Below are 25566 nucleotides of genomic sequence, written 5' to 3' on the forward strand. Positions count from 1 at the left end.
CCTCTCTGGCTGAAAGCAACATGTATCATTAGCCCTTCACGGAGCCCTGGGCAATGCCTTCAATAATATATTTTTGCATCACTAGGAAAAAGATGACCACCGGCGTAATCCCGAGTACAAGTCCTGGAAGCGCCAAATCCCACTGCTTCGTATATTGTCCGAAAAAGCTATAAGTGGCGATAGGAATGGTGCGAAGCACCGGATCCTGCAGAATAAGCGATGGCATCAAGTAATCATTCCAGATCCACAGGGTGTTCAGTATGATGACGGTGACGATAATCGGCTGCATAAGCGGAAGAACAATCCGGAAAAAGGTACCGTAAGGACTGCTGCCATCTACTCTTGAGGCCTCCTCGATATCGAGAGGTACCGATTTGACGAAGCCGTGGAATAGAAAAACAGTCATCGGGGCCCCAAACCCAAGATATGCTAAAATCAAACCGGCGGTTGAATCCATGACGCCCAAACCGCTGACGACCTGCACCAGCGGAATCATAATAGATTGAAATGGAATAACCATGGCGGCTACTAATGCAATATAGAGCACACGGTTATACAAGCTGTTGTTGCGGACCATTTTGTAAGCGCACATAGAGCAGAGGAACGCTAGCAGAACATTACTAATCACCGTGATGATAAAAGAGTTCAGGAAGGCGCGAGGGAAATTGGTAGCTTTCCAAGCTTCCGCGTAGTTGCTCCACTGGAGTGCTGAAGGCAGCGCAGCAGAGTCAGAAAGTATTTCACTATAGCTTTTCACTGAGTTAGCCAGTAAAAAGTAAAAGGGCACTAAAAATAGAAGTCCCAGCAGGATTACAATCACTTCGATGAGAAGCAGGGGGACATTAAATTTCTTGGCGGTAGTCTCCATTACAGCTCCACCTCTCTTTTCTTGGTTGCTCTAACCTGTAGTAGGGAGATCACGGCCACGATGACGAAGAAAACCATCGCTTTAGCCGAGCCCATTCCGAACCGGCTGATGGTGTAGGCTTCATTGTAAATATTCAAGGCTACAGATTCGGTAGCTTTAAAGGGTCCACCTTTGGTCAGCGACAGGTTGAGGTCAAACAGCTTAAAGGACCAGGAGATAGATAGAAATAGACAAACAGTTACAGCAGGCATGACCAGTGGAAGAGTGACATGGCGCAAGGCCTGAAAACGTCCGGCTCCATCCACTTTGGACGCTTCAATTAGGCTTTGGGGAACATTGTTGATAGCAGAGATGTAAATTACCATCAGATATCCTGCATTTTGCCAGACAAATACGATAACAATCGCCCAGAATGCTGTTCCTCCGGTGCCTAGCCAGGGAAGATTAAAGAAGGACCAGCCGGTGGCCTGCCCGATAGAGGAGAATCCTCTGACAAAAATAAACTGCCAAATAAACCCGAGCAAAAGTCCGCCAATCACATGCGGTACAAAAAATACAGTTCTCAGGACATTACGTGTGAACAGCTTGCGCGTCAACACATAAGCGAGTGCGAAGCCAAGCAGATTGGTCAGCACTAGACCGAAGAAAGTGAACTTCGCCGTGAACCAGAATGAATTAAGAAAGGAAGGATCCTTGGTGAAAATATGTAGATAGTTCCGTAGTCCGGTCCACTCGACATGCCGCGAGATTCCGTTCCAGCTGGTAAATGAATAATAGAGTCCCAAAAAGAAAGGAATCAGCACAATAATAAAGAAAAACAAGGAAGTTGGCCCGACAAAAATAAACTGCTGCATCAGGCGTGATCTTTTTCTATGGTCCATCGTTCCTCACCCCTTTTGTTAATTTAAACTTTTCATTCTATAACCGAATTGGTGATTAACCGAAACAAAAAGTAATATTACTAACCGAGTATTCTTAACCAGTTGCGGCATCGGGAGAGGCAAAAATGCCTTTGATAGCGCCGAAAGTGTGCGATTTGGAGAAAAGAGAGGTAAAAATGCCCTTGATAGCGCCGAAAGTGTGCGGTTTGGAGGAAAGAGAGGCAAAAATGCCTTTGATAGCGCCGAAAGTGTGCGATTTGGAGAAAAGAGAGATAAAAATGCCTTTGATAGCGCCGAAAGTGTGCGATTTGGAGAAAAGAGAGGTAAAAATGCCTTTGATAGCGCCGAAGTCGGCTGAGCTTTCTCTGGATAATTTTCATTGGCCCGGAGCGATTTCTTTTCGGGCTTGACAGCCTTTTCAAAGAATCGGTATGGTGGACTTGTCAGACAAATGGGAGGTAGGGTACATGTCAGGATGGCTGGGGAATCATTTTGTTACGCAGATTGGAATTTTGGTGAATGATGTTGAAAAGGTAAGCACGGCTTATGCGGAGTTTTTTGGACTGGAAAAGCCGCGAATTATCGTTACAGATACAGAAGATCAGGCGCAGACTCGGTATAATGGCGAGGCGACGGTGGCGCGGGGGAAGTTAGCTTTTTTTGATATGGGCTCCCTGCAGCTTGAACTGATTGAGCCAGACCAGCAGCCCAGTACATGGCGTGATTATTTGAATGAACATGGTGAGGGACCTCATCATATTGCTTTTGTGGTTGAAGGAATGAAGGAGAAGATTATGCTGCTCGAAGGCAAAGGGTTCCCACTACAGCAAAAGGGCGAGTATACCGGGGGGCGTTATGCTTATATGGACACGTTCAAGGAGTTAAAGGTGATTGTGGAGCTGCTGGAGAACGATAAAGATAAAGATAAAGATAAAGGAGAGGATGTATAGTGAATATTCTAATTACTGGTGCCGGACGTGGACTAGGTTATGAGCTGGCGGCTGAGGCATTGAAGCGGGGGCATGGAGTCATTGCCGGGGTTCGCCGTCCCGATCAGGAACAAACAGCACTATCTCAGCTCGCTGCGACCTACGGGGAGAAGCTGACTGTGGCCCAGCTGGACGTGACGGATGAAGAAGGAATCGCGGCACTTGCTGCAAATCTGCAAGGACAAGGCCGGACGCTTGGTGCCATTATCAATAATGCGGCCGTACTGACTGCAAGGGACACACAGATTGAAGAGCTGGATTTCCAAGATATGCTTACCACGATGGATATTAATCTTTATGGACCGATGCGAGTGGTTAAGCATTTCTTGCCGCTACTCATTGAACCCGAGCTTTCGATCATCAACATATCGTCGGAAGCAGGCAGCATTACTAATGCTTATTCCGGAGACTATCCTTATTCCATCTCCAAAACGGCACTTAATATGTTCTCACAGCAGCTGCATGTATATTTAAAAGAACGCGGGGTACAAGTACTCGGCGTACATCCCGGCTGGATGCATACGGATATGGGCGGGGCAGAGGCGCCAACGAATCCAACCCAAAGTGCTGAGGGCATCATGGACTTGATCGAGAAGCGGACTATACCGGAAGGTCAATTCATGTTTGTAGACTATACGGGTAAGGATATGAAGATTTAATAATGAGTGTTCTAACTAAAAGAGGTAACTCAATAGCCATTCATGGCTTCTGAGTTACCTCTTTTGATTTTTCTATATGCTTATTTATTTCTTAATCAATAAATAAGCGAAATAAGGTACGCCGATCAACGCTACCATGATCCCAGCCGGGATGCCATCAGGGGAGACGAGATTGCGGCCAACGGTGTCCGCGATCAGAAGCAACCAGCCACCCAGCAATACTGCGACGGGAATAAACATCTGATTGCGCGGACCGACCAACGATTTCGCAATATGTGGTGCCATCAATCCGATAAAAGCGATTCCACCTGTTACGGATACCGCGGAGGCGGCAGCTGCGACGGCGACAAGAATCAGGACGATACGTTCGCGCTCCAGATTCAGACCGACACCAATGGCTGATACCTCACTCAGACTGAGCAGATTGAGTCGCAGCGATTTGTACAGGGTAAAGGGAACTAGCAGCAATAACCAAGGCAGTAAAGCCCAGATGAAGGGCCAATCTGTACCCCAAATATTCCCGGCAATCCATTTTGCGATAAAATCAACTTTGGCACGATCTGCGGATGAAATGATTACGATCATAACTCCCGACAGCGCTAGGGAAAATCCGACCCCGACCAAAACTAGCCGAATAGGATCAAGCCCTCTAGTCCGACTATATGAAAAAAGATAAATTAATGCTGCCGTAATGATAGCCCCTATAAAAGCAACCAGCGGCAACGCATAAATGAAGGTTCCAACGCTAACCGGGAAGTAGAGAAAAAATACAGCGACAGCCACACCTGCCCCGGAGTTAATCCCAATAATACCGGGGTCTGCTAGATCGTTTCGGGTAACACTTTGCAGAATCGACCCAGATAAGGCCAAGGCCATTCCTGCCAGTAGCGTAATTAGAATACGTGGCAGTCTCACAGAAAATAATACAAAGTCCTCTTTAAAGGTTCCATGACCGAAGAGAACGGGAAGCAGCCTGTCAAAAGACAGGGAAGAGTAGCCGATTCCCATACTGGCAATAGCCGTAAGCAGGATCAGTCCGGTGCATACCCACAGGATAAGACGTTGTTTTCGTACTGGAGCAGAGGAAATCATGAGAGTGTTTGACCTCCTTTACGAACAACGAACAAAAAGAAAGGCAGTCCTAGCATAGCCACGACAGCAACTATCGGCGTTTCATAAGGGGCATGGATTGTACGTCCAATGGTATCTGCAAGTAGCATGAAGGATGCCCCAGTGAATACTGAAATCGGCAGAATATAGCGGTAGTCGGTGCCGACTATTTTGCGGACAATATGCGGAATCATTAGCCCTACAAAAGCCATGTCCCCAATTAGAGCGACCGATGCGCCAGTCAGCAGAATAATGAACGTGAACAGAATCCCTTTAACCAAAACAAGGTTTTGTCCTAATCCGATCGCTACCTCGTCACTCAAGCTAAGAATAGTCAGCTGGTTAGAAAATATTAATGCCACCACGATCCCGATGAGGATCACAGGTGCAATGGCCTGAAGCTGGCCCCAAGTTGTGCCGATAAGCCCACCGGCAGTCCACATGGATACATCTTTGGATATCTTGAAGGCAATGCTGACACCACTTGCGATAGCATATAGGAATGCAGATACCGCAGCACCAGCGAGTACGATACGGATCGGAGACAAGCCACCTTGGCGCACGGAGCCGAGAATAAGAACCAGAACGGCTCCCAGAGCAGCGCCGAAGAAGCAAGCAATCATGGTACCAAAATAGTTCAGCCCCGGCATAAATACGAAGGTAAGCGCCAGTGCCATATTAGCTCCTGAAGTTAACCCCAGCAGGCCGGGATCGGCTAACGGATTGCGCGTAACGCCTTGCATAATAGCACCGGATACGGCAAAGGCGGCGCCGATCAGCATGGCGGCCAGTTCACGCGGCAGCCTGATCTCACGAAGAATGAGGACATTGTCTGCCGTTGAACTTGAAGTGATGGCAAGCCACAGATCATGGAGGGTGGTTTCTTTAGCCCCGAATAACATCGCGATCACGAGGCAAATAACCATTACCAGCACGCTACCAAGCAGCTTATAAAAGAATGGAATGGAAGTTTGCTTCGTAGTCATCTTTATTATTTTCCTAGAAAGCTTTTTTCAAAGAATTCCAGTTGATATTCTAAGCTAAGCGGATCGTTAAAATAGAATGCTTTGGCATCAGCTTCGTAAACATGATTATTTTTGACAGCAGGGATGCTCTTGTAGATTTCTGTATCCTGGAAGGAATTATCTTCATCCGCATTTTTACTAAAAATAACGTAATCGCCTAGATAATCCTTCAGCACTTCTGTTGAGAGGGCCACGTAACCATCTGTTTTGGTGCCTTCCTTTACTGTCTCCGGCATACCGAGCTTGAAGTCCCCATAGAGGAGTTCAGTTCCGCGGCCAAAGTTATACCCGTATACATACAATTGCTTATTGAAGGTTTCAATGACAGAGACAGTTGCATCCTCGCCGATCTTCGCTCTGATTTCCTCACCCGCTTTTTTGGTGCGGGCACTAAAGTCATCTACCCAAGCTTGGGCTTCTTTTTCTTTGTTCACCAATTTGCCGACTTCCAGCTGTTGGGTTAAGTAATCAACTTTATTATAAGTATAAGTAACCGTTGGTGCGATTTGCTTGAATTTATCGATGTTCTTAATATCGGAGAGACCGATAATCAGATCCGGCTGCAGCTCAATGATCTTCTCCAGACTTTCATCACTTACAGCTTCTACATCTTTCAATTGCTCTTCAAAGCGAGGATTGGTTTTGGACATTTCATCTACGCCTACAACAGGTACACCTAGAGCCATAACATTACCTGTTAAAAATCGAGTGAGGACAACGACACGCTGAGGATGTGTCGGAACTTCAACAGGTCCATTTTCCGATTCATAAGTAAAAGTCGCACTTTCTGACTCCGCAGCAGGAGCCGAGGATGGGCTGTTTGTAGGACTAACCTCATTCTTCGCCTGATTTCCCCCACAAGCACTAAGGGCAAGCCCTAAAATAAGTACAAACGGAATAAATATCTTTCTCATTTAAATAATTCTCCCCTTTTAATGACTATGTTTCCGTGAATAATTCCATTATTTAATGAATCCCAGGCTGTGCCATAGATTGATTATGAGAATCATTCGCATTTGTAATCATTATAGGGATCACTTATGTGCCTAACCATGCCTTTTTGTTGGAAAAAAGACTTGGACTATTATTGGCCTTCGAATAATGCAACCGCACGTCCAAGCTGCAAACGAATGGAAACTGGATTATAAGGCACCCATTCATCCAGATTAAGCAGATGGATCTTCTTGTTCTGCACAGCAGAAAGCTGGTTCCAATAAGAGGAGTGGAAGATTTCTTCACTGTGTGCAGTGGAGCCTTTTGCGTCTGGAAATACAGTGACTAACAATCGGTCACCGGCATAAGCCTCCAGCTCAGAGACGTCAATCACAAGGGAATGAAACTGGTCGCCGAGTTTATTTATTTGATCCTCAATCAAGGCAGGAGCCTTGAGACCTAGCGATTGATAGATCACATACCCAACATTTCTTGCCCCGTATACGAGTAGTCCATCTGGTTTAATGACCAGAAGGGTTACAATCTCGTTAGCCACCGCGCTTTGCTGCACCACGGCCCGAGCTTCCAGCTCCTCTTGTTCAAAATCGTCCAGCCACTGCTCAGCACGTTCGCTACGGTGAATGGCACGGCCGATCAAGCGCAAGTGGTCTTTCCATCCTAGTTCCTGCCAAGAGATTTCAACAATAGGAGCGACCGCCCGCAGCTGCTCAGCGTTCAAGCCGAATTCTTCCAGATGTTGTGTGGCTGCAATAAGCAATTCAATGTTTGCTTCCAGTAATAACACTTTTATCTGCTCAGCCGAGCTGTTCGTATGGATGAATTTCATAGACTGTGGTGGTTCCTGGTCAGAAAGATTTAAATACTCGCTGCTCTCTGAAATGGTAACTGCAGGTTCCAGGCCAAGCAGCAGCAAATGACTGGCATAGGGAGTGAGCATCACCGCTACACGTTGGAAAGGGATAAGATTATAGCCTGAAGGAGATGCGCCGGTCTGCTGCTTAAAGCGCCGACTAAGATAGAACTCATCCTTGTAGCCCACCTTTAAAGCAATTTCTCTTAGTGTGCTTGAACTATTAAGCAGTAGTTCCTTCGCTCTGTGAACTCTCAACCTGGACAGATATTCATTAGGGGTAAAGCCCGTAAATTGTTTAAATAGCGTTGAATAATGTGAACCGCTCACACCCGCAATTGCAGCTAATTGCTCACGTGATATTTTTTCGCTGAAGTGATTCTCTAAGTATGTGATACTGCGTTCCATTGAGGGCTGCTCACTCACTTCAAATCTTGTTTCCTGCTGCTCCAGCAATTGAAGAAGGATCTGATGGAACAGGATCTGGTTCTGTACATGACGTATTTCACGATCTGGCAACCGGTGAAGATACAATTCCTTCATATTAGATACAATGGCTGGTTCATGAGGAAATAACAGCATATTTGAATTGGATGTCAGTTGGCTTGTCCGCGTCATAGCACTGGAGGGCAGTGCTCGTGTCTGTTCTTGAATCCGGATTGAAAGCTTATAAGCATGAAGCGGCTGCTGGCGATTTGTAATTAGAGAGGCGTAAGTATTCTCGGGGAGAAGGACGACAATGCCTTCCATTAGCTCATAAGTCTGATGATTGACCTCAAGCATACCCTTGCCAGCAGCAATAGCTAGTAGGACGGTTGAATGCTCATGAATCTGAAGTCTTGGCAGATTTGAGGTTCCATACATCGACTGAATACTATCAGCGGTATATAAAGGGAAATGGGACTCCGCCCATTCTGGGACTACGTTATTCAAATCTTAAGCCTCCGTTACCTATAATTCTATGAATGGTATTATATTCTTCACTTCTATGGGACTAATTATAACATCTCTCGTTTGGGACAAGCCGCATAAATGACCACAAAGTAGAAGAGAAACTAATCTCCTAGATGAATCCATTGGTCCAAGAGTCCCTAAGGTCAAGCGAATATAAATACTACTATGATCCTTCATCCATTTTAAAAGAGGTGAATCTAAGATGAAAAGACAGGTGAAACCTAGTAGGAAAAGAAGACCTGCCTCCAGACTGCAGCCTAAACGTAGTTTAATTCTTAAAGCAAAAGCGCAAATCATTAACTTTGCGGTTATTGGTGATAGTCATGTGGGGTATGGAAACAGCTCAAGCATTTTTAGTAATCTTTTGCCTAAAGCTGTGAATAACGGGAATAAGAGATTTGTTATTTTTGGAGGAGATAATACGCAAGCGGGAGCTAATCATGGAAATAATGCGAATGCTTACTACAAGGACTTCAAGGATACGGTAACAAGCACGCTTGGGAGTATTCCTTATAAAGCATCTATAGGAAATTGGGAGGCAAGCACACAGTCCTTATTCACACAATATTTAGGTGCTGTTGAAGGTCAAATGAATTTTCCGGGTACGCAGGGGAAGGTCAAGTATGTATGGCTTAATTGTGCGCTTGGACGGTTTACTCCGGGTAGTATAAATTTGTTGAGAAATTTAGATGATAGTTTTTATTATATTATAGATTTTCATTGGCCCCTCAAAGTAAGTGGGATTACGGTGGACCCAACCCATGTATTAAGCGCATCGGAGACGAATAAGTTTTTTTCATCCATTCCTACAAAAGTGAGAGATAAGGTGTTAGCTATTTTTACGCATCATGGACATCTGTTTTACCGAAAGCTTAGTAATATATATCCCGGTTACAACAAAACTAAATTTTTCGTATGCGGATGTTCTGGGGAATATAAATGCAAAACAAATGGTGATCGGGGTTATTACAATGCCACATTATCCATCAACGGGACAACAATTAATGTAGATGCTTTTAAGGTAGCGGTAACTTAGCAAAAACTAAGCTGAAGCTGATTTTCGGGAAAAACCGGGTTCAGCTTTAGTTTTTTTAGCAAATAGTTAATAGAAACTCAACAATTCAGTCACAGGATAATAGTAAGCTAGCAGGATTATTTAATATATTTGTATAATAGTTTATATATGTATTAAATGAATCATATTGGGGGGCTACCGATGAGAGGGTTAGTATTTAATTCTTTAGAACAGGCGGGTGTCTCGACTTTTGGTGTGGAGCGTATTCGTACAGCCGCCGCACAAATGGTTGAAGACAATATCACACCTGCGCAAGTTATTGTTGCTGCGAGAAAGGGGACGCTGCTGGTCCATCAAGCGAATGGAAAATTCGGACCTGAAGCAGACGCAGCAGATTTAACAGCGGATGCTATATTTCCACTCTGTTCCATCACAAAACTATTTACTGCAACCGCTATTATGATGTTAGTGGAACAAGGGAAAGTGGGCCTAAATAGGCCGGTTTCTGATTACATCCCCGAATTTACAGGGGAGAACAAAACAAAAGTATGCGTACATCATTTGTTGACACATACCTCTGGAATTGAGGTTAATGGCGGTTATGATGCACCACTAAGCCACGAGCCAGGTACTGTGATGTCTTACTGTGGATATGGTTATGAGCTGTTGGGTGAAATTATACGGCGAGTTAGTGGACAAGCTTATGATGTATTCGTAAAGGAAACCATATTTAAACCGCTTGGAATGGAAAATACATATTATCGTGTGCCAATGGAAGTGCGGAACAGAGTAGTTAGACGTGCCCCTGAGGCAGCATGCGCGGAATGGGTAGACAGCGAATACAATTTGAATTCTGTATCTGCGGGGGGCGGGGCTTACTCAACGGCTATGGATTTGGCTGTTTTTGGCCAGATGTTCCTTAACGGCGGAATTTATAACGGAGTACGATTGCTTAGTCCGGTAACAGTAAAAGAAATGACCCGCAATCAAATTCCGGGCGTATCCTCACAATATAGAGACGAAGTTTTCCCTGAAGCGTACTGGGGTACGGATGGGCGATTAATGGCACGAAGCGTGACGGCGGAGATCTGCTCTCTGCAGATGCCTATTCACACTGGGGGGCGGCAGGTCCTTTCCTCTGCGTGGATCCGATTTATCAGACAGTGACGGTTCATTTATCCGTAGAACTGGATCACCAGAAGCCATTTAAAAATATGTATGTTGATTACTTCAACAATACTGTTCTTGCAGCAATCACAGAGCTGTGATGTCAGCTGCTATTTTCATATCCATTTAGAATTTTTGTTGTGTCTACTTTTCTTAAAGTGTGTTTTCCCTGTTTGTTCTAAATTGTTTAGGGGTGATTCCGGTATATTTCTTAAACACTTTGGTAAAGTAGCTCTGATCATTAAAATGTAGGCGTGAGGCGATGTCCGATAAGCTTATCTCTGGTACTTCTATTAGTCGTTTTGCCTCTTCAATCCGCTCCAATTGAATAAAATCGCTGATGGTGATGCCGGTCTCCTTCTTAAATAATAGGGAGAGATAACTTCTATTTAATCCTGCAACCTCAGCCAGTCTATCTAAGGAAAGTTCCTCATATAGGTGATTGAAAATATAGTTCTGACAGAGAGCCACGGTGCGCGACAGTTTCGCCATCCGGCTCTCTTTGACATGGTCTGCGAAATCGCAAAGGGCATTAAGAACGGCATGATCTACAGCGGGAATATCTTTTAGTTCTTCGATATGCTGGATATGAAAGTCGCTTAGGGTATAAGAAATTTCCCAGTACAGCCCTCCATCTATAGCTGCACGTGTAGCGAGTGTAATACAAGAGATTGCCAGATTCTTTTTGTTACGTAATTGGCTCCTTTTAGAGAGAAGCCCGTAACTCTCTTCGGAGAACGAAGCTTGAACGCGTAGCAGCTCAGTTTTATTGCCTTTTTTGACATAGTGAAAGAGATTTTTTTCTAGCATGGGCTCGTGGTGCAGCCACGTATTCTCACGGCGATAAGAAATATCCAAATCCAAACTGCCTGAGGGCAGTTGTTTATAGGCAAGAATGCGGGAGTCCAGCAGTAGTTCGCTAAGGGTCAAGGTTTTTCCAGTAACGAGCGAGTATAGCAGCATAGCGGTATGGTATAGTCTCATTTTATTTAACACGGTCAGGCTGCGGTAATAGTTAAGCCATTGCTCCTGAAACTTAAGCGGAACTTCATGATCACGCATCAGACTTGCCACATTATCCTCCGTAGGTTGAGCATACAATGAAGGGCCAATCACAATGCTTCCCTCGTTACTGTTGTCTGAGGGTAAATGGAGAATGATGTAATTCTCTAGAAAATTTGTGGTACGAACGATTGGTACAGTACAAGTCGGTCCATTGCCATTAGAGTTGTTCTCACGATTAAAAGATTTAGTAATTTCAGAAAGTGGCTCATTAAGGTTATGAACCCAAGGGGCGCACTCGAAGGAGGAAGGCATAGCAAATTCAATTTCCCGAGTGGCGTCGAGCAGGAACACGGGAATTTGCTGTGACTCATACATCACTTTACAGATATATTGGACTCTTTCCTTATCCTCCAAATGATCTAACATGTTATGACCTCCTCACCTAACAAGAATACCAAAAACACAATAATAATGCCATAAATCAAGCATGAAGTATATTAAAATGGGGATAGTATACATTCAGAGGAGGCATTTTTATGAAAACCAAAATTCATGAACTCATATCACAATTGACCCTTGAGGAGAAAGCGGGACTCTGTTCAGGGCTTGATTTCTGGCATACCAAGGGGATTGAACGACTCGGAATCCCTTCTTTGATGGTAACGGACGGACCCCATGGTTTACGCAAGCAAAAAGAGAGTGCCGATCACCTCGGGCTTCATAACAGTGTTCCCGCAACTTGTTTTCCTTCAGCAGCAGGGTTGGCTTCTTCGTGGGATCGGGAACTAATTGAGCGAGTGGGGAAGGCGCTTGGTAAGGAGTGCCAGGCAGAAAACGTTGCTGTTCTGTTGGGACCGGGGACGAATATTAAACGCTCTCCACTGAACGGTCGTAACTTTGAATATTTCTCGGAAGACCCTTATCTTTCTGCGGAGATGGGGGGGAACCATATCAAAGGTGTGCAAAGCGAAGGAGTCGGCACCTCGCTTAAGCATTTTGCCGCCAATAATCAGGAACACCGGAGAATGTCGGTAGATGCGGTTATTGATGAACGGACGCTGCGGGAGATTTATCTGGCTAGCTTTGAAGGTGCAGTTAAGTACAGTCAACCTTGGAGCGTAATGTGTTCTTACAACCGGGTTAACGGTGAATACGCTTCTGAGAGTGAAACGCTTCTAACGCGGATTCTTAGAGATGAATGGGGTTTCGAAGGATTTGTAGTTTCGGATTGGGGTGCGGTCAATGAGCGAGTGAAGGCGCTGCAAGCAGGGCTGGAGCTGGAAATGCCGTCAACGGGAGGACTTGGCGATGCCAAGATTGTCGCAGCGGTGCAAGGTGGGGAACTAGCTGAAGAAACGTTAGACCTTGCGGTGGAGCGGCTGCTCACTTTTATTTTTAAGGCGGTAGACAATCGTAAAGATAATACTTCATTTAATGCTGAAGAGCATCACCAACTGGCACGGAAAGTGGCGCGGGAAAGCATGGTGCTTCTTAGAAATGAGGAGGAAGTTCTACCCTTATCTAAACAAGGTACTATTGCGATCATTGGGGAATTTGCTAAAAATCCGCGTTATCAAGGTGGGGGAAGCTCGCATGTGAATCCAACTCAATTGGATGATGCTTTTGAAGAGATGAGAGGTCTTGCGGGGTCTGCTGAGCTGCTATATGCCCAAGGATATGAACTGGAGCATGATGAGATTAATGAGGTTTTGCTGCAAGAGGCACGAGAAACAGCGGCAAAAGGTGATGTAGCGGTGTTGTTCCTTGGACTGCCGGATAATTATGAGTCAGAGGGTTATGATCGCAGCCACTTGTCTCTTCCAGAGAGCCATAAAGCGCTGATCGATGTGGTAGCTGAGGTGCAGAGTAATATCGTTGTTGTACTCAGTAATGGCTCACCTGTAGAGATGCCTTGGATTGATAAAACAAAAGGAGTCCTTGAGGGTTATCTAGGTGGGCAGGCGTTTGGGGGTGCCGTAGCAGATTTATTGTTTGGAGAGGTCAGCCCAAGCGGTAAACTGGCAGAGACGTTCCCCATGAAGCTGAGCGACAATCCATCCTTTCTTAATTTCCCGGGGGATGGGGATAAGGTAGAGTATAAGAAAGGTTTGTTCGTAGGTTATCGTTATTATGATAAAAAAGAGATAAAACCGCTGTTTCCTTTCGGCTTTGGTCTCAGCTACACAGAGTTTCAATACAGTCATTTAACAATTTCCAAGAGCAGCATAAAGGACACCGAGACTATTCAGGTTAAGGCTACTGTTAAAAATACGGGCACTCGCGCAGGAAAAGAAATCGTTCAGCTCTATGTTAGTGATGTGGAGAGCAGCGTGATCCGTCCACTGAAGGAACTAAAAGGCTTCAAGAAGCTAGAGCTTCAGCCTGAAGAAGAGCAGGAGGTAACCTTTGAGTTAGATAAACGCTCCTTTGCTTATTACAACGTTAACATTGGTGATTGGCATGTGGAAAGTGGAAATTTTGAAATTGCTATTGGCTCATCATCGCGGGATATTCGTCTGACAACTTGTATCGGAGTGGAATCGACCAATCCGCTTACGATGCGTTATCATCGGAATAGTACTATTGGTGATTTGCTGGATAATCCACGGACAGCGGAAAAAGTGAAGAAATTCAGCAGTGTTTTTGGCTTAGAAGGTGCGATGGACGATAACCCGGAAATGTACATGGCGATGATGAAATATATGCCGCTGCGGGCAATGATCGGTTTCGGCCAAGGGAAATACACGGAAGAAGATTTAGCCAAGGATCTGCAAGAATTTAATACATTGGCTACTAAGTAGAAGTAAGCCAGTGGCACATATTAGTCCTATCTAATATGCACCACTGGCCTTATTTGTGTAAATTTCTTGTCTGGACACTTACCCATTAACTCGATAGGTGTGCCTCAACGTTTCCTTGAAGGAAATCCGTAATCTTTAGCGCGCCACGCTACTAGCAGCGCAAGAATCAATAGTATAAACATTACCCACGGGAAGGAGCGGACACCAAGTGTTTCAATAAGAATTCCGCCTATCACTCCGCCACCGCCAATAGCTAGGTTCCATGCCGTCACCAGCATCGATTGGGCCACATCTGCACTTTCGCCAGCGGTTTCGGCAACGGCTGTCTGTAGCAAAGTAGCTGCTCCTCCGAACGTCAACCCCCATACACCAACCACTAAATAGATCACTATGGGCTGGCTGCTACTAATGCCTAGTACAATGGATGACAAGGCAAAAGCAGCTAGGCTGATCAGAACCAATGGACGCAGTTTGCGGTCGATCAAAATACCGATGACCCAGATGCCAACAAGCGCTGTAATGCCGAAAACAAGCAACACCAAGTCAACCCGCTGGGTTAGCCCGGCCTGAGTAAGATAGGGGGCAATATAGGTATACAAGATGTTGTGTGCTAGTACCCATACCAGAACGACAAACAATACCGGCCGTACCCCCGGAATAACAAAAACCTTGTAGAGAGGGAGCCGTTTTTCAGGGGCTTCTCCTGGATAGTCCGGTAGCTTCCAAAATACCCAAGCGATCAGCATGAGAGCTAATAGCGACATGAACCCGAAGATAGAGCGCCAGCCTACAAGGGTGCCAAGAAGGGTTCCAGCAGGGACACCGAGTGCCAGAGCGAGAGGTGTGCCAACCATCGCTACCGCCATTGCTCGTCCCTTGAGTGACTCCGGCACCATGCGCCGGGCGTAACCTGCTATCATGCCCCATAAGACTCCAGCGGATACGCCGGCGAAGAACCGAGCTGTTAGCGTAAGTATATAATTGGAAGAAAAAGTGGTGACGGTGTTGAATATGAGAAAACCAAGGATGCACATTAGTAGCAGTGGTCGCCGCCGCCATCCACGCGTCACGGTAGTTAAGGGAATCGCGGCCAACAGGGAACCAAGAGCATACAAAGTGACAAGTTGACCGGCAAGGGCCTCGGAGACACCAAGCCCCTCACCTATTTGGAGCAACAAGCCTGCCGGAATCGTTTCGGTAAGAATACAGATAAACCCCGTCATAGCTAAGGCGAGTAATCCAGCCCATGGCAGACGTTCAGAAGAGGGAGTGCTGGGGGCACTTTGTGTGGCAGAAGATGTGTTTTGGCTCATAGAGAAGCCCCTCTCTTATATAATTTTAGCAAACTCAATGATATAGACGACGAATAGGGTCTACTGGACAGAGAGCCTAGGCTGGTTCATTCCGGACCCAGGCTTCTTGTGTTCATGCTCTATTTATTACGTCTATCATAAATGGCATCACAAAGGTCTACAGTAAACTGACCCGACATGCCTTCCAATGCGGTATTAGTGAAAGCGACGACACTGAGGCGTTGCTTGGGATCTACGAACCACGAATGACCATAAGTACCCCCCATGCGCCAAGTACCCGGAGATTCTGGAGTGTCTGCAGCGACAGGATCCTTTAGTACCGTGATGCCTAGGCCAAAGCCTCGTCCTGGCCAGAAGGCCATTGGCAGATCATCGATCTGGTTGGTCGTCATATCGTGAACCAGTGACTCCGGTAGCAGCGGCGCTCCGCCCTTACGTAATGTTTCCAGCAGTTGCAAAAAATCTCCGGCGCTGCCGACCATGCCAGCTCCTCCAGAAGGATAGGCAGTAGTGTCAAGTGCTCGGCTAGGGGCAAGCAGGAACCCAGCCGTTCCCTCCACAAAGGCAATACTGTCAGGATCAAGTAAGGGCCGTGGCTCTGGAGTATCATTGGCATAGGAAGTGGCCAGCCGTTCTCGATCGACTGCAATAAAACCCGTGTCGCTCATGCCAAGCGGCTTGGTCACGAGTGAATGTACAGCCTCACTGAGCGGTGTTTCTGTGACCTTTGCAATTACTGCTCCCAGCACATCTGTCGCGATGGAATATTTCCACTCGGTACCTGGCGTATAAAGGAGGGGGACAGAGGCAAGACGGCGCAGGTTCTCTTCCAATGTGATGCCGGACTGATCCATACCATCTGATACCCCTGCTGACTGATAGGAACCCTTCTCTTCTTGGAAAAATCGGTAAGACAGGCCCGCGGTGTGCGTCATCAAATGACGAATCGTCAAGGAAGCGAACTCGCCATTCTGCAAACGCGGCTGAAACTCTGGAAGCCAACGATCAACGCGGTCGTCCAGTTGTAGACGACCTTGCGCAACTAATACTAGGGCTGCCGTTGAAACGATAGGTTTAGTAACTGAAGCGAGCCGGAATAAGGCATCTTCTCGCATAAGTCGGCCTAGCTCGCGGTCGGCAAAACCGGCAGCACGGCTATAAACCAGTTCCCCATCTATCGCCACTTTAATGACAGCACCGACCAAGCGCTTGTCAGCGAGGGTTCGATCGATTACTCTATCGATGCGACCTGATAAACATTCTGTAATTATTTTATTTGAATCCAATATACTCAACGGTCTTCATCCCTTCGGAATAGTTAAAGTCAAGAACACTTTACTATTGTAGGGTTATTATATATAACAAGTTATCTTGATTACATAAGGCAACTAAGCTAAATTAGCTTTATAACGGTTAATTACAATCTAGTTAATATAGAAAACCTTAAATTTAAAGGAGGCGATTTTGATGGACCATGTTGATAAGCAAATTCTTTTCCATCTTCAAAATCAAGCAAGAATTTCTATGACAGAGCTGGGCAAATGTGTCGGTTTATCGCAACCTGCGGTTACGGAGAGAGTTAGGCGTATGGAGGAAAAAGGCATCATCAGCGAATATCGCACCATAATTTCTCCTGAAAAGATTGGGAAACAAGCAGCTGCCTACATGTTATTTCATTCTAGGGATTGTAATGCATTCCTTGATTTCTGCCGCTCAAGTCCTGATGTCGTCGAATGTTACCGTATAAGTGGGGAACACAACTACTTATTGAAGGTAGTAACCGACTCTACACGAGCCCTCGAGGAGTTCGGAAATCAATGTGACAAATACGGTACTTACACGATTCTGATCGTGATGTCATCACCAATCGATTATAAATTTCTTATACCCTCGCTTGAAGAAGCAAGCCTAAACTTGCTGAGTTAGATTTTAAACATAATCCGTTAGCCTGTCGTAACAAAAAAAAAGACTCTTCTATATAAATAGAGGAGTCTTTTTGGTTTAGATATTGTAATAAAAAAGATTGCAGCTGCTCCTTTTTCGTAGATACATCATGGACTTTCTATCTTATAAGTCTGGCGGTATTTTAGTGGAGAAAGCCCGGTGATTTCCTTAAATACCCGACCAAAGTGAGTCATATTATCAAATCCAAAATTTTCAGCTATCTTGGCTACTTTAAAGGCAGTATTGATTAACAAGGCACGAGCTTCCTGGTGGCGATAAGTATAAATAAGCAGCTTAAACATAAGTGTTTTTAAATATAATTCATAGCCGGGAGGTTGCTTCGTAAATTCAGAGACCCTTTTATTGAATAATTTCTCGATAAAGTTTTGTTCAGAACCATGAACCTGAACGGGTGGGAGATCAGTTCGAAGAAGTCCGGAAAAACCTGAAGGCCATTGGCTATCGGGAATGAGCTACCTTCCATAAACGGGTTAGAACAATGGTTAGTCTAGACCAACTATAAAATGAATTAAGTAGCCAAGCTAATGCCAGCATCGCCTAGTTTCCAACGGCAGGTCATTATCAGCTTCTCACCCTCCAGTTCGGCTGTCAGCGTGCCACCCATTTTATTCATTAGACTTTTGGCGATGGAGAGACCCAGCCCGGAAGCTTGAGAAGATCGGGTACGGTCTGCGGTATAGAATCGGTCAAATAAGAGGTTAACATCGCTTCCGACTAGTTCCTTCGCATCGTTTACTATCGTTAAGTCAGCTGTTTCCCGCCGTCGTTCGAAATGGATTTCTACATACCCGGTCGCGTGTTTGACCGTATTGACAAGTAAATTCTCGACAACTCTCCGCACAGCGGATTCATCGGCGTATACGGATACATTTTCTTCAGGTAGCCGTATATCCGGTGTAATATTGCGTTCGTTGAAAGAATCGTAAAATCCGACCAGAATTTCCGAGAGCAGGGCCGTCATCCCAAGCTTTTCCGTATGTAGAGGATAATCTAGCGATTCGATCAAGGAAAGCTCAAAAAAATCATTCAGCAGCGCCTGCAGCCGTTTCGTCCGATTTTTAACGATGGCAACATATTCAAGCTTTTCATCAGGGGTAATAGACTCATCCTCCAACAGTTGAATATAACCGAAGATGGAGGTGAGGGGTGTACGGATATCATGTGAAATATTCGCCACAGCCTGACGGAATTCTTGTTCGACACGTTTTCGCTGGGCTTCCGCTTCGACGATTAAATCAGATTGACGATTGATTTGTCCCGCAAGCGCCTCAAGCTTCTGGTCGAATAGAGCCACATCAATTTTTTTACCGGATGCTCGCTCGTTGTAGGTATGCAATTGCTCTGTTATCCGCCCTAGTTCTCGCCTTAACATTAAAAAATGGAAAAGCAGGAGAGCTCCTGCCGCAAACAATATGATTGTCAGAATAAGCAACACTCTCCTGCACCCCCCATTTGCTATTTGATTTCTTTTCGGTGGAATACGAGAATACCGAGTACCCCGGAAACGGCTATTGTCAACAACGGCACGAGTAGAAGTGCTGGCCAATCTCCACTGTCGATACTGGGCTTACCGATATCGCTCACCCGTTTGAAGATGGAATAATCGTACAAATTACTAAAGAAAGAGATCTTCGAACCTATACTAGCCAAAACCGTATCGATCATAAGGAAGAAAATCATTGAGAAGCCGATAGTTTTGCCGCTGTCGGTTAGGATTACGGTGAACAGCGCCCCAATGGCTGCGTAACCAGCCGTGTACAATAACGTTAGCCCGAGAGCTCGCGGTATGAAAAGTGTAGTGCTTCCTTCCGGCAGATGACCGAAGCCCGAAAGCAGCGTGACTTCGACTGTGCTGACAATAGGAAAGACGAGCGAAATCGCCATGGCTCCAACTGAGAATACGATTAGTTTTGCTGCGAACAGCCGGCCTCTGGTGTTGCCCGAAGAGGCGATCGTCTTCATGACCCCTGTGGAATATTCGTTAGAGATAAAGAATCCAGCCAGAATGGCTACGCCGAATTTAATAATGTAGGCATTGCTTGAAATAAAGGTAGTCAGAAATTCAGCGCCGGTGATCTGAGGTTCCCCATTGGAACGATGATCAAAATAATATAGCAAAGGGTACGCAAGCGAGAGGACGGAAAGTGCCAATAGAAAAGTCCAAAATGATCTATTCTTTCGGAGCTTGAAAAACTCCACTCTGATCAGATTATACATTTGGGTTCCCCCCAATCCGCTTTGTAAAATAACTTTCCAAGTCTTCACCCATAGGCATAAACTTCTCGATCTCGAGGCCCGCAGAGAATAAAGCAGTTAATACTTTGCCTGGCTGCTCAATACGGCTATACAACTTGATGGTTCCATCCTGCATCACTTCGAAATCGGCCGTACCCAGCTCGTTCTGAATGACGGCTGTTGCCTTGCCCGGATCATCCACTTTGATAAATAAATACTGCTGACATTTCTCGTTTAATTCCTCCGCAGTGAGTTGTTCAAGCAACTGACCGTGGTGAATAATGCCATAATGACTTGCCATTAAATGCAGCTCACTTAGAATATGACTTGAGATCATTATCGTAATGCCTAGCTCACGGTTTAGTCGCTTGAGCAGTTCGCGCATTTCGACGACACCCATCGGATCCAACCCATTAGTTGGCTCGTCCAGAATCAGAAATTCTGGATCTCCCAGTAAGGCGATGGCAAGACCTAACCGCTGCTTCATTCCAAGTGAGAAATTTTTGGCTTTCTTCTTTCCGGCGCCCTGCAGTCCAACTTGCTCTAGCATTCTAGGAACACAATCTTTGCCGGGAATACCACGTAGAATCCGGTTTGCTTCTAAATTTTCACTCGCAGTCATATGGGGGAATAAAGCGGGACTCTCGATAATCGAGCCGATTCGCTTACGAGCCTGGATCAGGGCTTGCTCTTCACTGGCTCCGAACAGCTCGATCGTCCCCTGAGTCGGAAAAGCAAGTCCGGTCACAATCCGGATTAATGTTGATTTTCCGGCTCCATTTTGTCCAATAAAACCATAAATAGAGCCTTTACGGATTGACAAATTGACTTTGTCCAGCGCTGTATGGCCCTTGAACTTTTTGGATAGCTGATTTGTTTTTAATACATACTCGTACATCTCGTCTTGGCCTCCTTTTCGTGATAGACCAAGTATAGAATTGAAAACATAAGAAGAGCTAAAGCCAAATCTTAAGAATGTCTTAAGGCTTGAGCCGATAACCTATGCCCCATACCGTCTCGATAAATTCGCTTCCTGGTGCGGCCTTGGTTAGCTTGCTGCGCAAGTTGCTCATATGGACATTGACCGTATTATCGTCCCCGTAATATGGCTCGTGCCAGACTCTTTCATACAAATTCGCTTTCGTAAACACCTTTTTGGGGGCTGACAAAAGTAACGAGAGAATTTCAAACTCTAGAGCTGTGAGCGTCAGTTCCACACCATTTGCCGTAATCGACATCGCCTCTCGATGAAGTACAAGACCCTGATGCTGGAGCACGTTAGGCAAAGCCGATTGCGTAATCCGCGAATACAAACGCAGATGAGAATCGATCCGTGCAGAGACTTCCTCAACGTCGAAGGGTTTCGTAATGAAATCATCCGCCCCCGCCCGCAGGGCAGACACCTTGGTCTGGGGCTCACCCTTGGCAGAAATGATAATTACCGACATATCATCCCGCCCGGCAATCTTCTCAAGTAGTTCCTCACCTGACATGCCTGGCAGCATCAGATCCAGTAGCAGCATGCTCCATTGACGTTGCTCCAGATAGAGAAGTGCCTCCGTTCCCGAGTAAGCAGGTTGGGGAATATAGCCGCTTTTCTTAATAATGTTGCACAGCAATCGGTTGATGTCGCTGTCGTCCTCAGCAACAAGAATATGTATCGGGTTATTCATTTAATCTCCTTTTTTTACCTGAAATAGGTCGTTGTTCGGATGAATGCCTATTAAATAGGATAGCAGGTTTTAGATTCTGTATCCAGATCCAGCCAATTTCTGCATTTTGGTTATTCAAATCTATATCACCGATTCTCGTGAGTTCATTTTTATATACGAAAGAGACTCTTCTATTTAAATAGAGGAGTCTCTTTGCGGCGTTAAGGTATTTAGATAAATAGATTATGACCCGACTGATCGGCTTGGCCGAGATAGTAACCAACGCCGCCGATTCCGACACCGTCAATCAGTTCTTCACGAGTGATGCCCATAAGATCCATGGACATTTGGCAGGCGACGATTTCCACACCTTGGTCGATAGCCATCTGAATCAATTCTTCCAAGGAAGAGATATTTTTGCTCTTCATTAGAGAGCGGATCATCTTCGAGCCCATGCCCATCATGTTCATATTTGAAAGCGTCAGCTTCCGGCTGCCGCGTGGCATCATGGCACCGAACATTTTTCCGATAAAGTTTTTGTTCACAGGCACCTTCTCATCCTTGCGGATAATATTGAGGCCCCAGAAGGTAAAGAACATTGTGACTTTTTTGCCGCTGGATGCTGCTCCGTTGGCAATGATGAAGGAAGCGATCGCTTTATCCAAATCCCCGCTAAAAACAACCATTGTGCTTGCATTGCTAGTTTGAATTACTTGTGCGCCTGCTCCGGTTGGTGCTGATGCTGAAGTCTCGATAACTCCTTTGCGCAGATAAGCTTCGATCATGCCAGTAGGCAGCTTTGTTAGCTGCAAAAGCGTATTGTTGGACATACGAGCCCAAGCCTTGATATCCTCATAAAATCCGGGATCGGAAGCAGTGACCTTCAGGACTTGCCCGTCCAAGAGCGGGTCCATGCTCATTTTAACTTGGATCAGCGGCCCTGGGCAGCACAGTCCGCAGGCATCAAGCACGGAATCAGGTGTTGTGAAAGCTGTAGCGTTAACGGTTGGTGTAACTGTGCCAGTTCCAGTCTCTGTCCCAGTTCCAGTTCCAGTTCCAGTTCCAGTTCCAGTTCCAGTTCCAGTTCCAGTCTCCGTCATTGCTCCCGTTGCTGCGATTTCTTTACTGGCTGCTGGTGTACCAACGTTTGGCGTCAAGTTATCTTTTTTTTTAGGCGTAAATTGGCTAATCTGATAGGTTTTATAACCGCCGGTCAGATTCTTCACACGGTAACCTTTTTGCTGTAAAATCCGGGAAGCGGTGTAGCCTCTGAGTCCAACTTGGCAATACACCCAAATTTCTTTACTAGAGTCAAGCTCGCTTAGCCGACTACGCAGATCATCCACGGGGATGTTAATAGACCCTTCAATATGACCATTAGCATGTTCGATTTCCGAACGTACGTCAACTAAAATGGTATTGTTTTTGTCACGACCTTCTAAATCCTTAGGGACGAATACCGTAGTCAAACCATGCAAAATATTTTCAGCGGCAAATCCAGCCATATTCACCGGATCTTTAGCGGAAGAATAAGGAGGGGCATAAGATAGCTCCAACTCCGTCAAATCAGTGACCGTACCTCTAAAACGAATAACTGTAGCGATATCGTCGATACGTTTGTCTACACCACTGTAACCTACAGCTTGTGCTCCTAGCACCGTACCTTTTGGATCAAAAATCAGCTTCATAGATATCGGGGTTGCCCCCGGATAATAGGTTGCGTGTGAGCTTGGATGTATATAAATCACGTGATACGGCAGACCCAAACGTTGTAATGTTTTTTCATTATTACCTGTAGAAGCACCTGTGACTCCAAAAACCTTTATAATAGAAGTCCCTTGTGATCCTTTGTAAGTTGTGCCGAGACCACTGACGTTGTCCGCAGCAATCCGCCCTTGCTTATTGGCAGGACCAGCTAGTGGAATGGCGGTTTTTGTTCCGTTTACGAAATCAACCACCTCAACCGCGTCACCTACAGCGAACACTTGATCCAGATTGGTCTCCATCCGCTCATTGACTAAAATATGGCCACGGGGACCGAATTCTAAGCCACTGTCCTTCAGAAAAGAGGTATCCGGAGAAACGCCGATAGCCAGCAGAACCATATCACTTTGCAGTACAGTGCCACTTGCTAATTGCACCTGTATTTGTTCTCCCACCTCAGCAAACCCTTGGACCATATCGGAAAAAATAAGATTAACACCATGCTCGTCGAGTTCTTTTGCCAAAATAGAAGACATTTCAGTATCGAATGGAGCTAATATTTGTGGTCCTGCTTCAATTAAGGAAACTTCCAGACCAGCTTCTCTAAGGTTCTCAGCCATTTCCACACCGATAAATCCACCACCGATCACCACGGCCGAACGTGTGCCTTCCGCAGCGACTTTAGCTTTGACTTTGTCAGTGTCGGGAATGTTACGCAACATGTGTATTTGGGAACTCTCGATACCGGGCAGATTCGGACGAATCGGTTTAGCACCTGGCGATAAAATAAGCGCATCATAGCTCTCTTCATAGGAGCCTTTTTCTATGCTTTCTACTCGCACTTTTTTGTTCACGGGGTCGATAGCCACGACTTCACTTTGAATCCGGACATCGATGTTAAAACGTTTATGCATCGCCTCCGGTGTCTGCACCAGCAGCTTGGAGCGGTCCTGAATGGACCCGCCGATATAATAAGGAAGTCCACAATTGGCAAAAGAAATGTACGGATCACGCTCAAACATTACAATATGGGCATCTTCATCTAATCTCCGAAGTCGGGCGGCTGCTGACGCGCCTCCTGCAACTCCACCAACAATCAATACTTTTTTACTCATGATGACTTATTCCTCCCCTAAAAATAACTGAATCAGATGTTTGATTTTTTCGTCTTTAACAGAATAGTTAATCTCCAGCCCATTACGTTCGGTTTCAACGATGCCTAGTGATCTAAGCTTCTGTAAATGCTGGGACACCGTAGATTGTGGAAGATCGAGACAGTCCTGCATGAAGCTCACGTTGCAGCTGCCCTTTTCCAGAAGTCCCTTGATGATGCACAAGCGCACGGGATGAGCTATAGCCTTTAAGGTTTCGGCGGTTTGGTTATAGGCTTTGAAATTTTTGTCCATGGTAACGAACACCTCGCTTTACAATATCCTTATATCGTAATATTATGATATAGTGATATGAAAATCAAGTTATTTTTATAAAGGTGAAGGAGAGATGCTCGATGTCTTTTAAAATTTCAAAGGAAATTACCCCACAGCAAGTGGCAGAACGCTTGAAGAATGGCGAAACTCTTACCATGTTAGATATACGCGAACCCGCCGAATGGGTGGAGGGACATGTAATGGGTGCTAAACATATTCCGCTTGGACAGCTATTAATGCGCACAGATGAACTGGATTCTCATGGCGAGATAATTGTGATGTGCTTAAGTGGTGGCCGTAGTGGACTGGCTTGTGAGCTGCTGAGTGAAAAGGGGTATAACGTTGTGAACATGACGGGTGGATTAGGCGCTTGGACGGATGATTTTTTGGTGCGGGAGTAATGATATGAGCATGATGGTTCGGATCCTACTGAGTATTTTAATTGTCTTTAGTATTGTGAGGTTTTTGCGTTATGCTTGGCCTGTTCGTTCACTTACTTATATAGAAGTCCGTGAGGTTCGCGAATTAGCGGATCAATCATTGGCTATGAAAATGCTCGATGTCAGGGATGCCGTTGATTACCAGAAGGACAGTATCCGTGGTTCGATAAATATTTCGCTGGGGCGATTACCCTATGTCTGGCAGCACTGTCTATCTCCGGGCGACTCGGTTCTAATTCTTGCAGGAAGTTACTACAAAAGAAATAAAGCCGCGCGAATTCTTTATAAGCAGGGATTTCGTAAGCTATATGCGGTAAATGGTGATTTGTTAGGGAACAAAAGAACGCTCTCCGACATTTCTGTGAAAGGTTGTTGTGAAGGATAATGGATAATGGATTTAAGGTCATGGATTTCCCGTCTCGAATTGAAGCTGGGGTGTCGAAGTCAGGGGGACGATGGAATGATCTCTTTTGATGCCTATGGGCTAGGGGCTCGGCCTGCACATTTGCTAGGTGAGGGAAGGCAGTGAAGAGGGAGCAATATGTCACTCTA

At 45.6% G+C, this 25566-nt stretch carries 26 protein-coding genes; 10 read left to right on the forward strand and 16 right to left on the reverse strand.

Annotated elements, in window-relative coordinates:
- Positions 1 to 28: 28 nt before the first annotated feature.
- A complete protein-coding gene (locus tag MHH89_RS29360; RefSeq protein WP_076141188.1) occupies positions 29 to 868 on the reverse strand; it encodes a carbohydrate ABC transporter permease in 840 nt (279 codons plus the stop codon).
- Positions 868 to 1749 (reverse strand): carbohydrate ABC transporter permease, encoded by an 882-nt coding sequence (locus MHH89_RS29365; protein ID WP_076125253.1) that lies wholly within the window; start codon positions 1747 to 1749, stop codon positions 868 to 870. The genes MHH89_RS29360 and MHH89_RS29365 overlap by 1 nt, the downstream gene beginning before the upstream one ends.
- Before the next feature lie 125 nt (positions 1750 to 1874).
- Here MHH89_RS29365 and MHH89_RS29370 point away from each other — a divergent pair, with 125 nt between their 5' ends.
- The 3 genes from MHH89_RS29370 to MHH89_RS29380 are packed head-to-tail and all read left to right on the forward strand — an operon-like array spanning position 1875 to position 3397.
- Positions 1875 to 2159, forward strand: coding sequence for a hypothetical protein (locus tag MHH89_RS29370; RefSeq protein ID WP_340034149.1), 285 nt, complete (start codon positions 1875 to 1877; stop codon positions 2157 to 2159).
- A 57-nt stretch (positions 2160 to 2216) separates the two neighbouring features.
- Positions 2217 to 2699 carry a VOC family protein gene (locus MHH89_RS29375; protein WP_341088693.1) on the forward strand — a complete coding sequence of 161 codons (483 nt, stop codon included), beginning with the start codon at positions 2217 to 2219 and terminating at the stop codon, positions 2697 to 2699.
- On the forward strand, positions 2699 to 3397 hold the full coding sequence (locus MHH89_RS29380) for an SDR family oxidoreductase (RefSeq protein ID WP_076279577.1): 699 nt from the start codon (positions 2699 to 2701) through the stop codon (positions 3395 to 3397). Before MHH89_RS29375 ends, MHH89_RS29380 begins: the two co-directional genes overlap by 1 nt.
- A gap of 84 nt (positions 3398 to 3481) precedes the next feature.
- On the opposite strand, the gene MHH89_RS29385 is transcribed toward MHH89_RS29380, so the two are convergent.
- The 4 genes from MHH89_RS29385 to MHH89_RS29400 all read right to left on the reverse strand — a co-directional run bounded on the left by MHH89_RS29385 (position 3482) and on the right by MHH89_RS29400 (position 8269).
- Complete coding sequence (locus tag MHH89_RS29385; protein WP_076125241.1) at positions 3482 to 4489, reverse strand: FecCD family ABC transporter permease; 1008 nt, start codon at positions 4487 to 4489, stop codon at positions 3482 to 3484.
- The gene (locus tag MHH89_RS29390) at positions 4486 to 5493 is read right to left on the reverse strand and encodes a FecCD family ABC transporter permease (RefSeq protein ID WP_076193445.1); all 1008 of its coding nucleotides are present in this window, start codon (positions 5491 to 5493) and stop codon (positions 4486 to 4488) included. Before MHH89_RS29390 ends, MHH89_RS29385 begins: the two co-directional genes overlap by 4 nt.
- A 5-nt stretch (positions 5494 to 5498) precedes the next feature.
- Positions 5499 to 6446 carry an iron-hydroxamate ABC transporter substrate-binding protein gene (locus MHH89_RS29395; protein ID WP_076220363.1) on the reverse strand — a complete coding sequence of 316 codons (948 nt, stop codon included), beginning with the start codon at positions 6444 to 6446 and terminating at the stop codon, positions 5499 to 5501.
- A gap of 170 nt (positions 6447 to 6616) precedes the next feature.
- Entirely contained in the window at positions 6617 to 8269 is a 1653-nt protein-coding gene (locus MHH89_RS29400) for a helix-turn-helix domain-containing protein (RefSeq protein WP_076220364.1), read from the reverse strand.
- 223 nt (positions 8270 to 8492) lie between these two features.
- Here MHH89_RS29400 and MHH89_RS29405 point away from each other — a divergent pair, with 223 nt between their 5' ends.
- Both MHH89_RS29405 and MHH89_RS29410 read left to right on the forward strand, forming a co-directional pair.
- Positions 8493 to 9326, forward strand: a complete 834-nt coding sequence (locus MHH89_RS29405; protein WP_076279580.1) for a metallophosphoesterase family protein — start codon at positions 8493 to 8495, stop codon at positions 9324 to 9326.
- A gap of 180 nt (positions 9327 to 9506) precedes the next feature.
- On the forward strand, positions 9507 to 10472 hold the full coding sequence (locus MHH89_RS29410; RefSeq protein WP_341088696.1) for a serine hydrolase domain-containing protein: 966 nt from the start codon (positions 9507 to 9509) through the stop codon (positions 10470 to 10472).
- Positions 10473 to 10625: 153 nt separating this feature from the next.
- On the opposite strand, the gene MHH89_RS29415 is transcribed toward MHH89_RS29410, so the two are convergent.
- Entirely contained in the window at positions 10626 to 11903 is a 1278-nt protein-coding gene (locus tag MHH89_RS29415; protein ID WP_076279581.1) for a helix-turn-helix transcriptional regulator, read from the reverse strand.
- A 110-nt stretch (positions 11904 to 12013) separates the two neighbouring features.
- Between MHH89_RS29415 and MHH89_RS29420 the strand changes: the two genes are divergently transcribed.
- A complete protein-coding gene (locus tag MHH89_RS29420) occupies positions 12014 to 14278 on the forward strand; it encodes a glycoside hydrolase family 3 C-terminal domain-containing protein (RefSeq protein WP_341088697.1) in 2265 nt (754 codons plus the stop codon).
- Between the two features lie 104 nt (positions 14279 to 14382).
- On the opposite strand, the gene MHH89_RS29425 is transcribed toward MHH89_RS29420, so the two are convergent.
- Together MHH89_RS29425 and MHH89_RS29430 are read right to left on the reverse strand one after the other, a co-directional pair.
- Positions 14383 to 15591, reverse strand: a complete 1209-nt coding sequence (locus tag MHH89_RS29425) for an MFS transporter (protein ID WP_076279583.1) — start codon at positions 15589 to 15591, stop codon at positions 14383 to 14385.
- Positions 15592 to 15710: 119 nt separating this feature from the next.
- Entirely contained in the window at positions 15711 to 16886 is a 1176-nt protein-coding gene (locus tag MHH89_RS29430) for a serine hydrolase domain-containing protein (RefSeq protein WP_254848798.1), read from the reverse strand.
- A gap of 172 nt (positions 16887 to 17058) precedes the next feature.
- On the opposite strand from MHH89_RS29430, the gene MHH89_RS29435 reads away from it, so the two are divergent.
- The gene (locus tag MHH89_RS29435; RefSeq protein ID WP_076279584.1) at positions 17059 to 17517 is read left to right on the forward strand and encodes an Lrp/AsnC family transcriptional regulator; all 459 of its coding nucleotides are present in this window, start codon (positions 17059 to 17061) and stop codon (positions 17515 to 17517) included.
- A gap of 125 nt (positions 17518 to 17642) precedes the next feature.
- Here MHH89_RS29435 and MHH89_RS29440 read toward each other — a convergent pair whose 3' ends face one another.
- From MHH89_RS29440 to MHH89_RS29470, 7 genes are all read right to left on the reverse strand, one after another.
- The gene (locus MHH89_RS29440; protein WP_076279585.1) at positions 17643 to 17837 is read right to left on the reverse strand and encodes a helix-turn-helix domain-containing protein; all 195 of its coding nucleotides are present in this window, start codon (positions 17835 to 17837) and stop codon (positions 17643 to 17645) included.
- A 227-nt stretch (positions 17838 to 18064) separates the two neighbouring features.
- Positions 18065 to 18991, reverse strand: a complete 927-nt coding sequence (locus MHH89_RS29445) for a sensor histidine kinase (RefSeq protein ID WP_339247276.1) — start codon at positions 18989 to 18991, stop codon at positions 18065 to 18067.
- Positions 18992 to 19011: 20 nt separating this feature from the next.
- Complete coding sequence (locus tag MHH89_RS29450; protein ID WP_341088699.1) at positions 19012 to 19773, reverse strand: ABC transporter permease; 762 nt, start codon at positions 19771 to 19773, stop codon at positions 19012 to 19014.
- On the reverse strand, positions 19766 to 20689 hold the full coding sequence (locus MHH89_RS29455; protein WP_341088701.1) for an ABC transporter ATP-binding protein: 924 nt from the start codon (positions 20687 to 20689) through the stop codon (positions 19766 to 19768). The genes MHH89_RS29450 and MHH89_RS29455 overlap by 8 nt, the downstream gene beginning before the upstream one ends.
- A gap of 82 nt (positions 20690 to 20771) precedes the next feature.
- On the reverse strand, positions 20772 to 21464 hold the full coding sequence (locus tag MHH89_RS29460; RefSeq protein ID WP_076125214.1) for a response regulator transcription factor: 693 nt from the start codon (positions 21462 to 21464) through the stop codon (positions 20772 to 20774).
- A gap of 209 nt (positions 21465 to 21673) precedes the next feature.
- Positions 21674 to 24262, reverse strand: a complete 2589-nt coding sequence (locus MHH89_RS29465) for an FAD-dependent oxidoreductase (RefSeq protein WP_341088702.1) — start codon at positions 24260 to 24262, stop codon at positions 21674 to 21676.
- Between the two features lie 6 nt (positions 24263 to 24268).
- A complete protein-coding gene (locus tag MHH89_RS29470; protein WP_036675735.1) occupies positions 24269 to 24553 on the reverse strand; it encodes an ArsR/SmtB family transcription factor in 285 nt (94 codons plus the stop codon).
- A 101-nt stretch (positions 24554 to 24654) separates the two neighbouring features.
- Between MHH89_RS29470 and MHH89_RS29475 the strand changes: the two genes are divergently transcribed.
- Genes MHH89_RS29475 through MHH89_RS29485 form a run of 3 tightly spaced genes read left to right on the forward strand, consistent with a single transcriptional unit; the run spans position 24655 to position 25543 of the window.
- On the forward strand, positions 24655 to 24975 hold the full coding sequence (locus MHH89_RS29475) for a rhodanese-like domain-containing protein (RefSeq protein WP_076185313.1): 321 nt from the start codon (positions 24655 to 24657) through the stop codon (positions 24973 to 24975).
- A gap of 4 nt (positions 24976 to 24979) precedes the next feature.
- Positions 24980 to 25399, forward strand: a complete 420-nt coding sequence (locus tag MHH89_RS29480) for a rhodanese-like domain-containing protein (RefSeq protein ID WP_076185312.1) — start codon at positions 24980 to 24982, stop codon at positions 25397 to 25399.
- Between the two features lie 6 nt (positions 25400 to 25405).
- Positions 25406 to 25543 carry a hypothetical protein gene (locus MHH89_RS29485; protein ID WP_179087693.1) on the forward strand — a complete coding sequence of 46 codons (138 nt, stop codon included), beginning with the start codon at positions 25406 to 25408 and terminating at the stop codon, positions 25541 to 25543.
- Positions 25544 to 25566: the final 23 nt, after the last annotated feature.

Origin of the sequence: Paenibacillus sp. FSL H7-0323, assembly GCF_038002725.1 — a bacterium.
Taxonomy (GTDB): Bacteria; Bacillota; Bacilli; order Paenibacillales; family Paenibacillaceae; genus Paenibacillus_AQ; species Paenibacillus_AQ odorifer.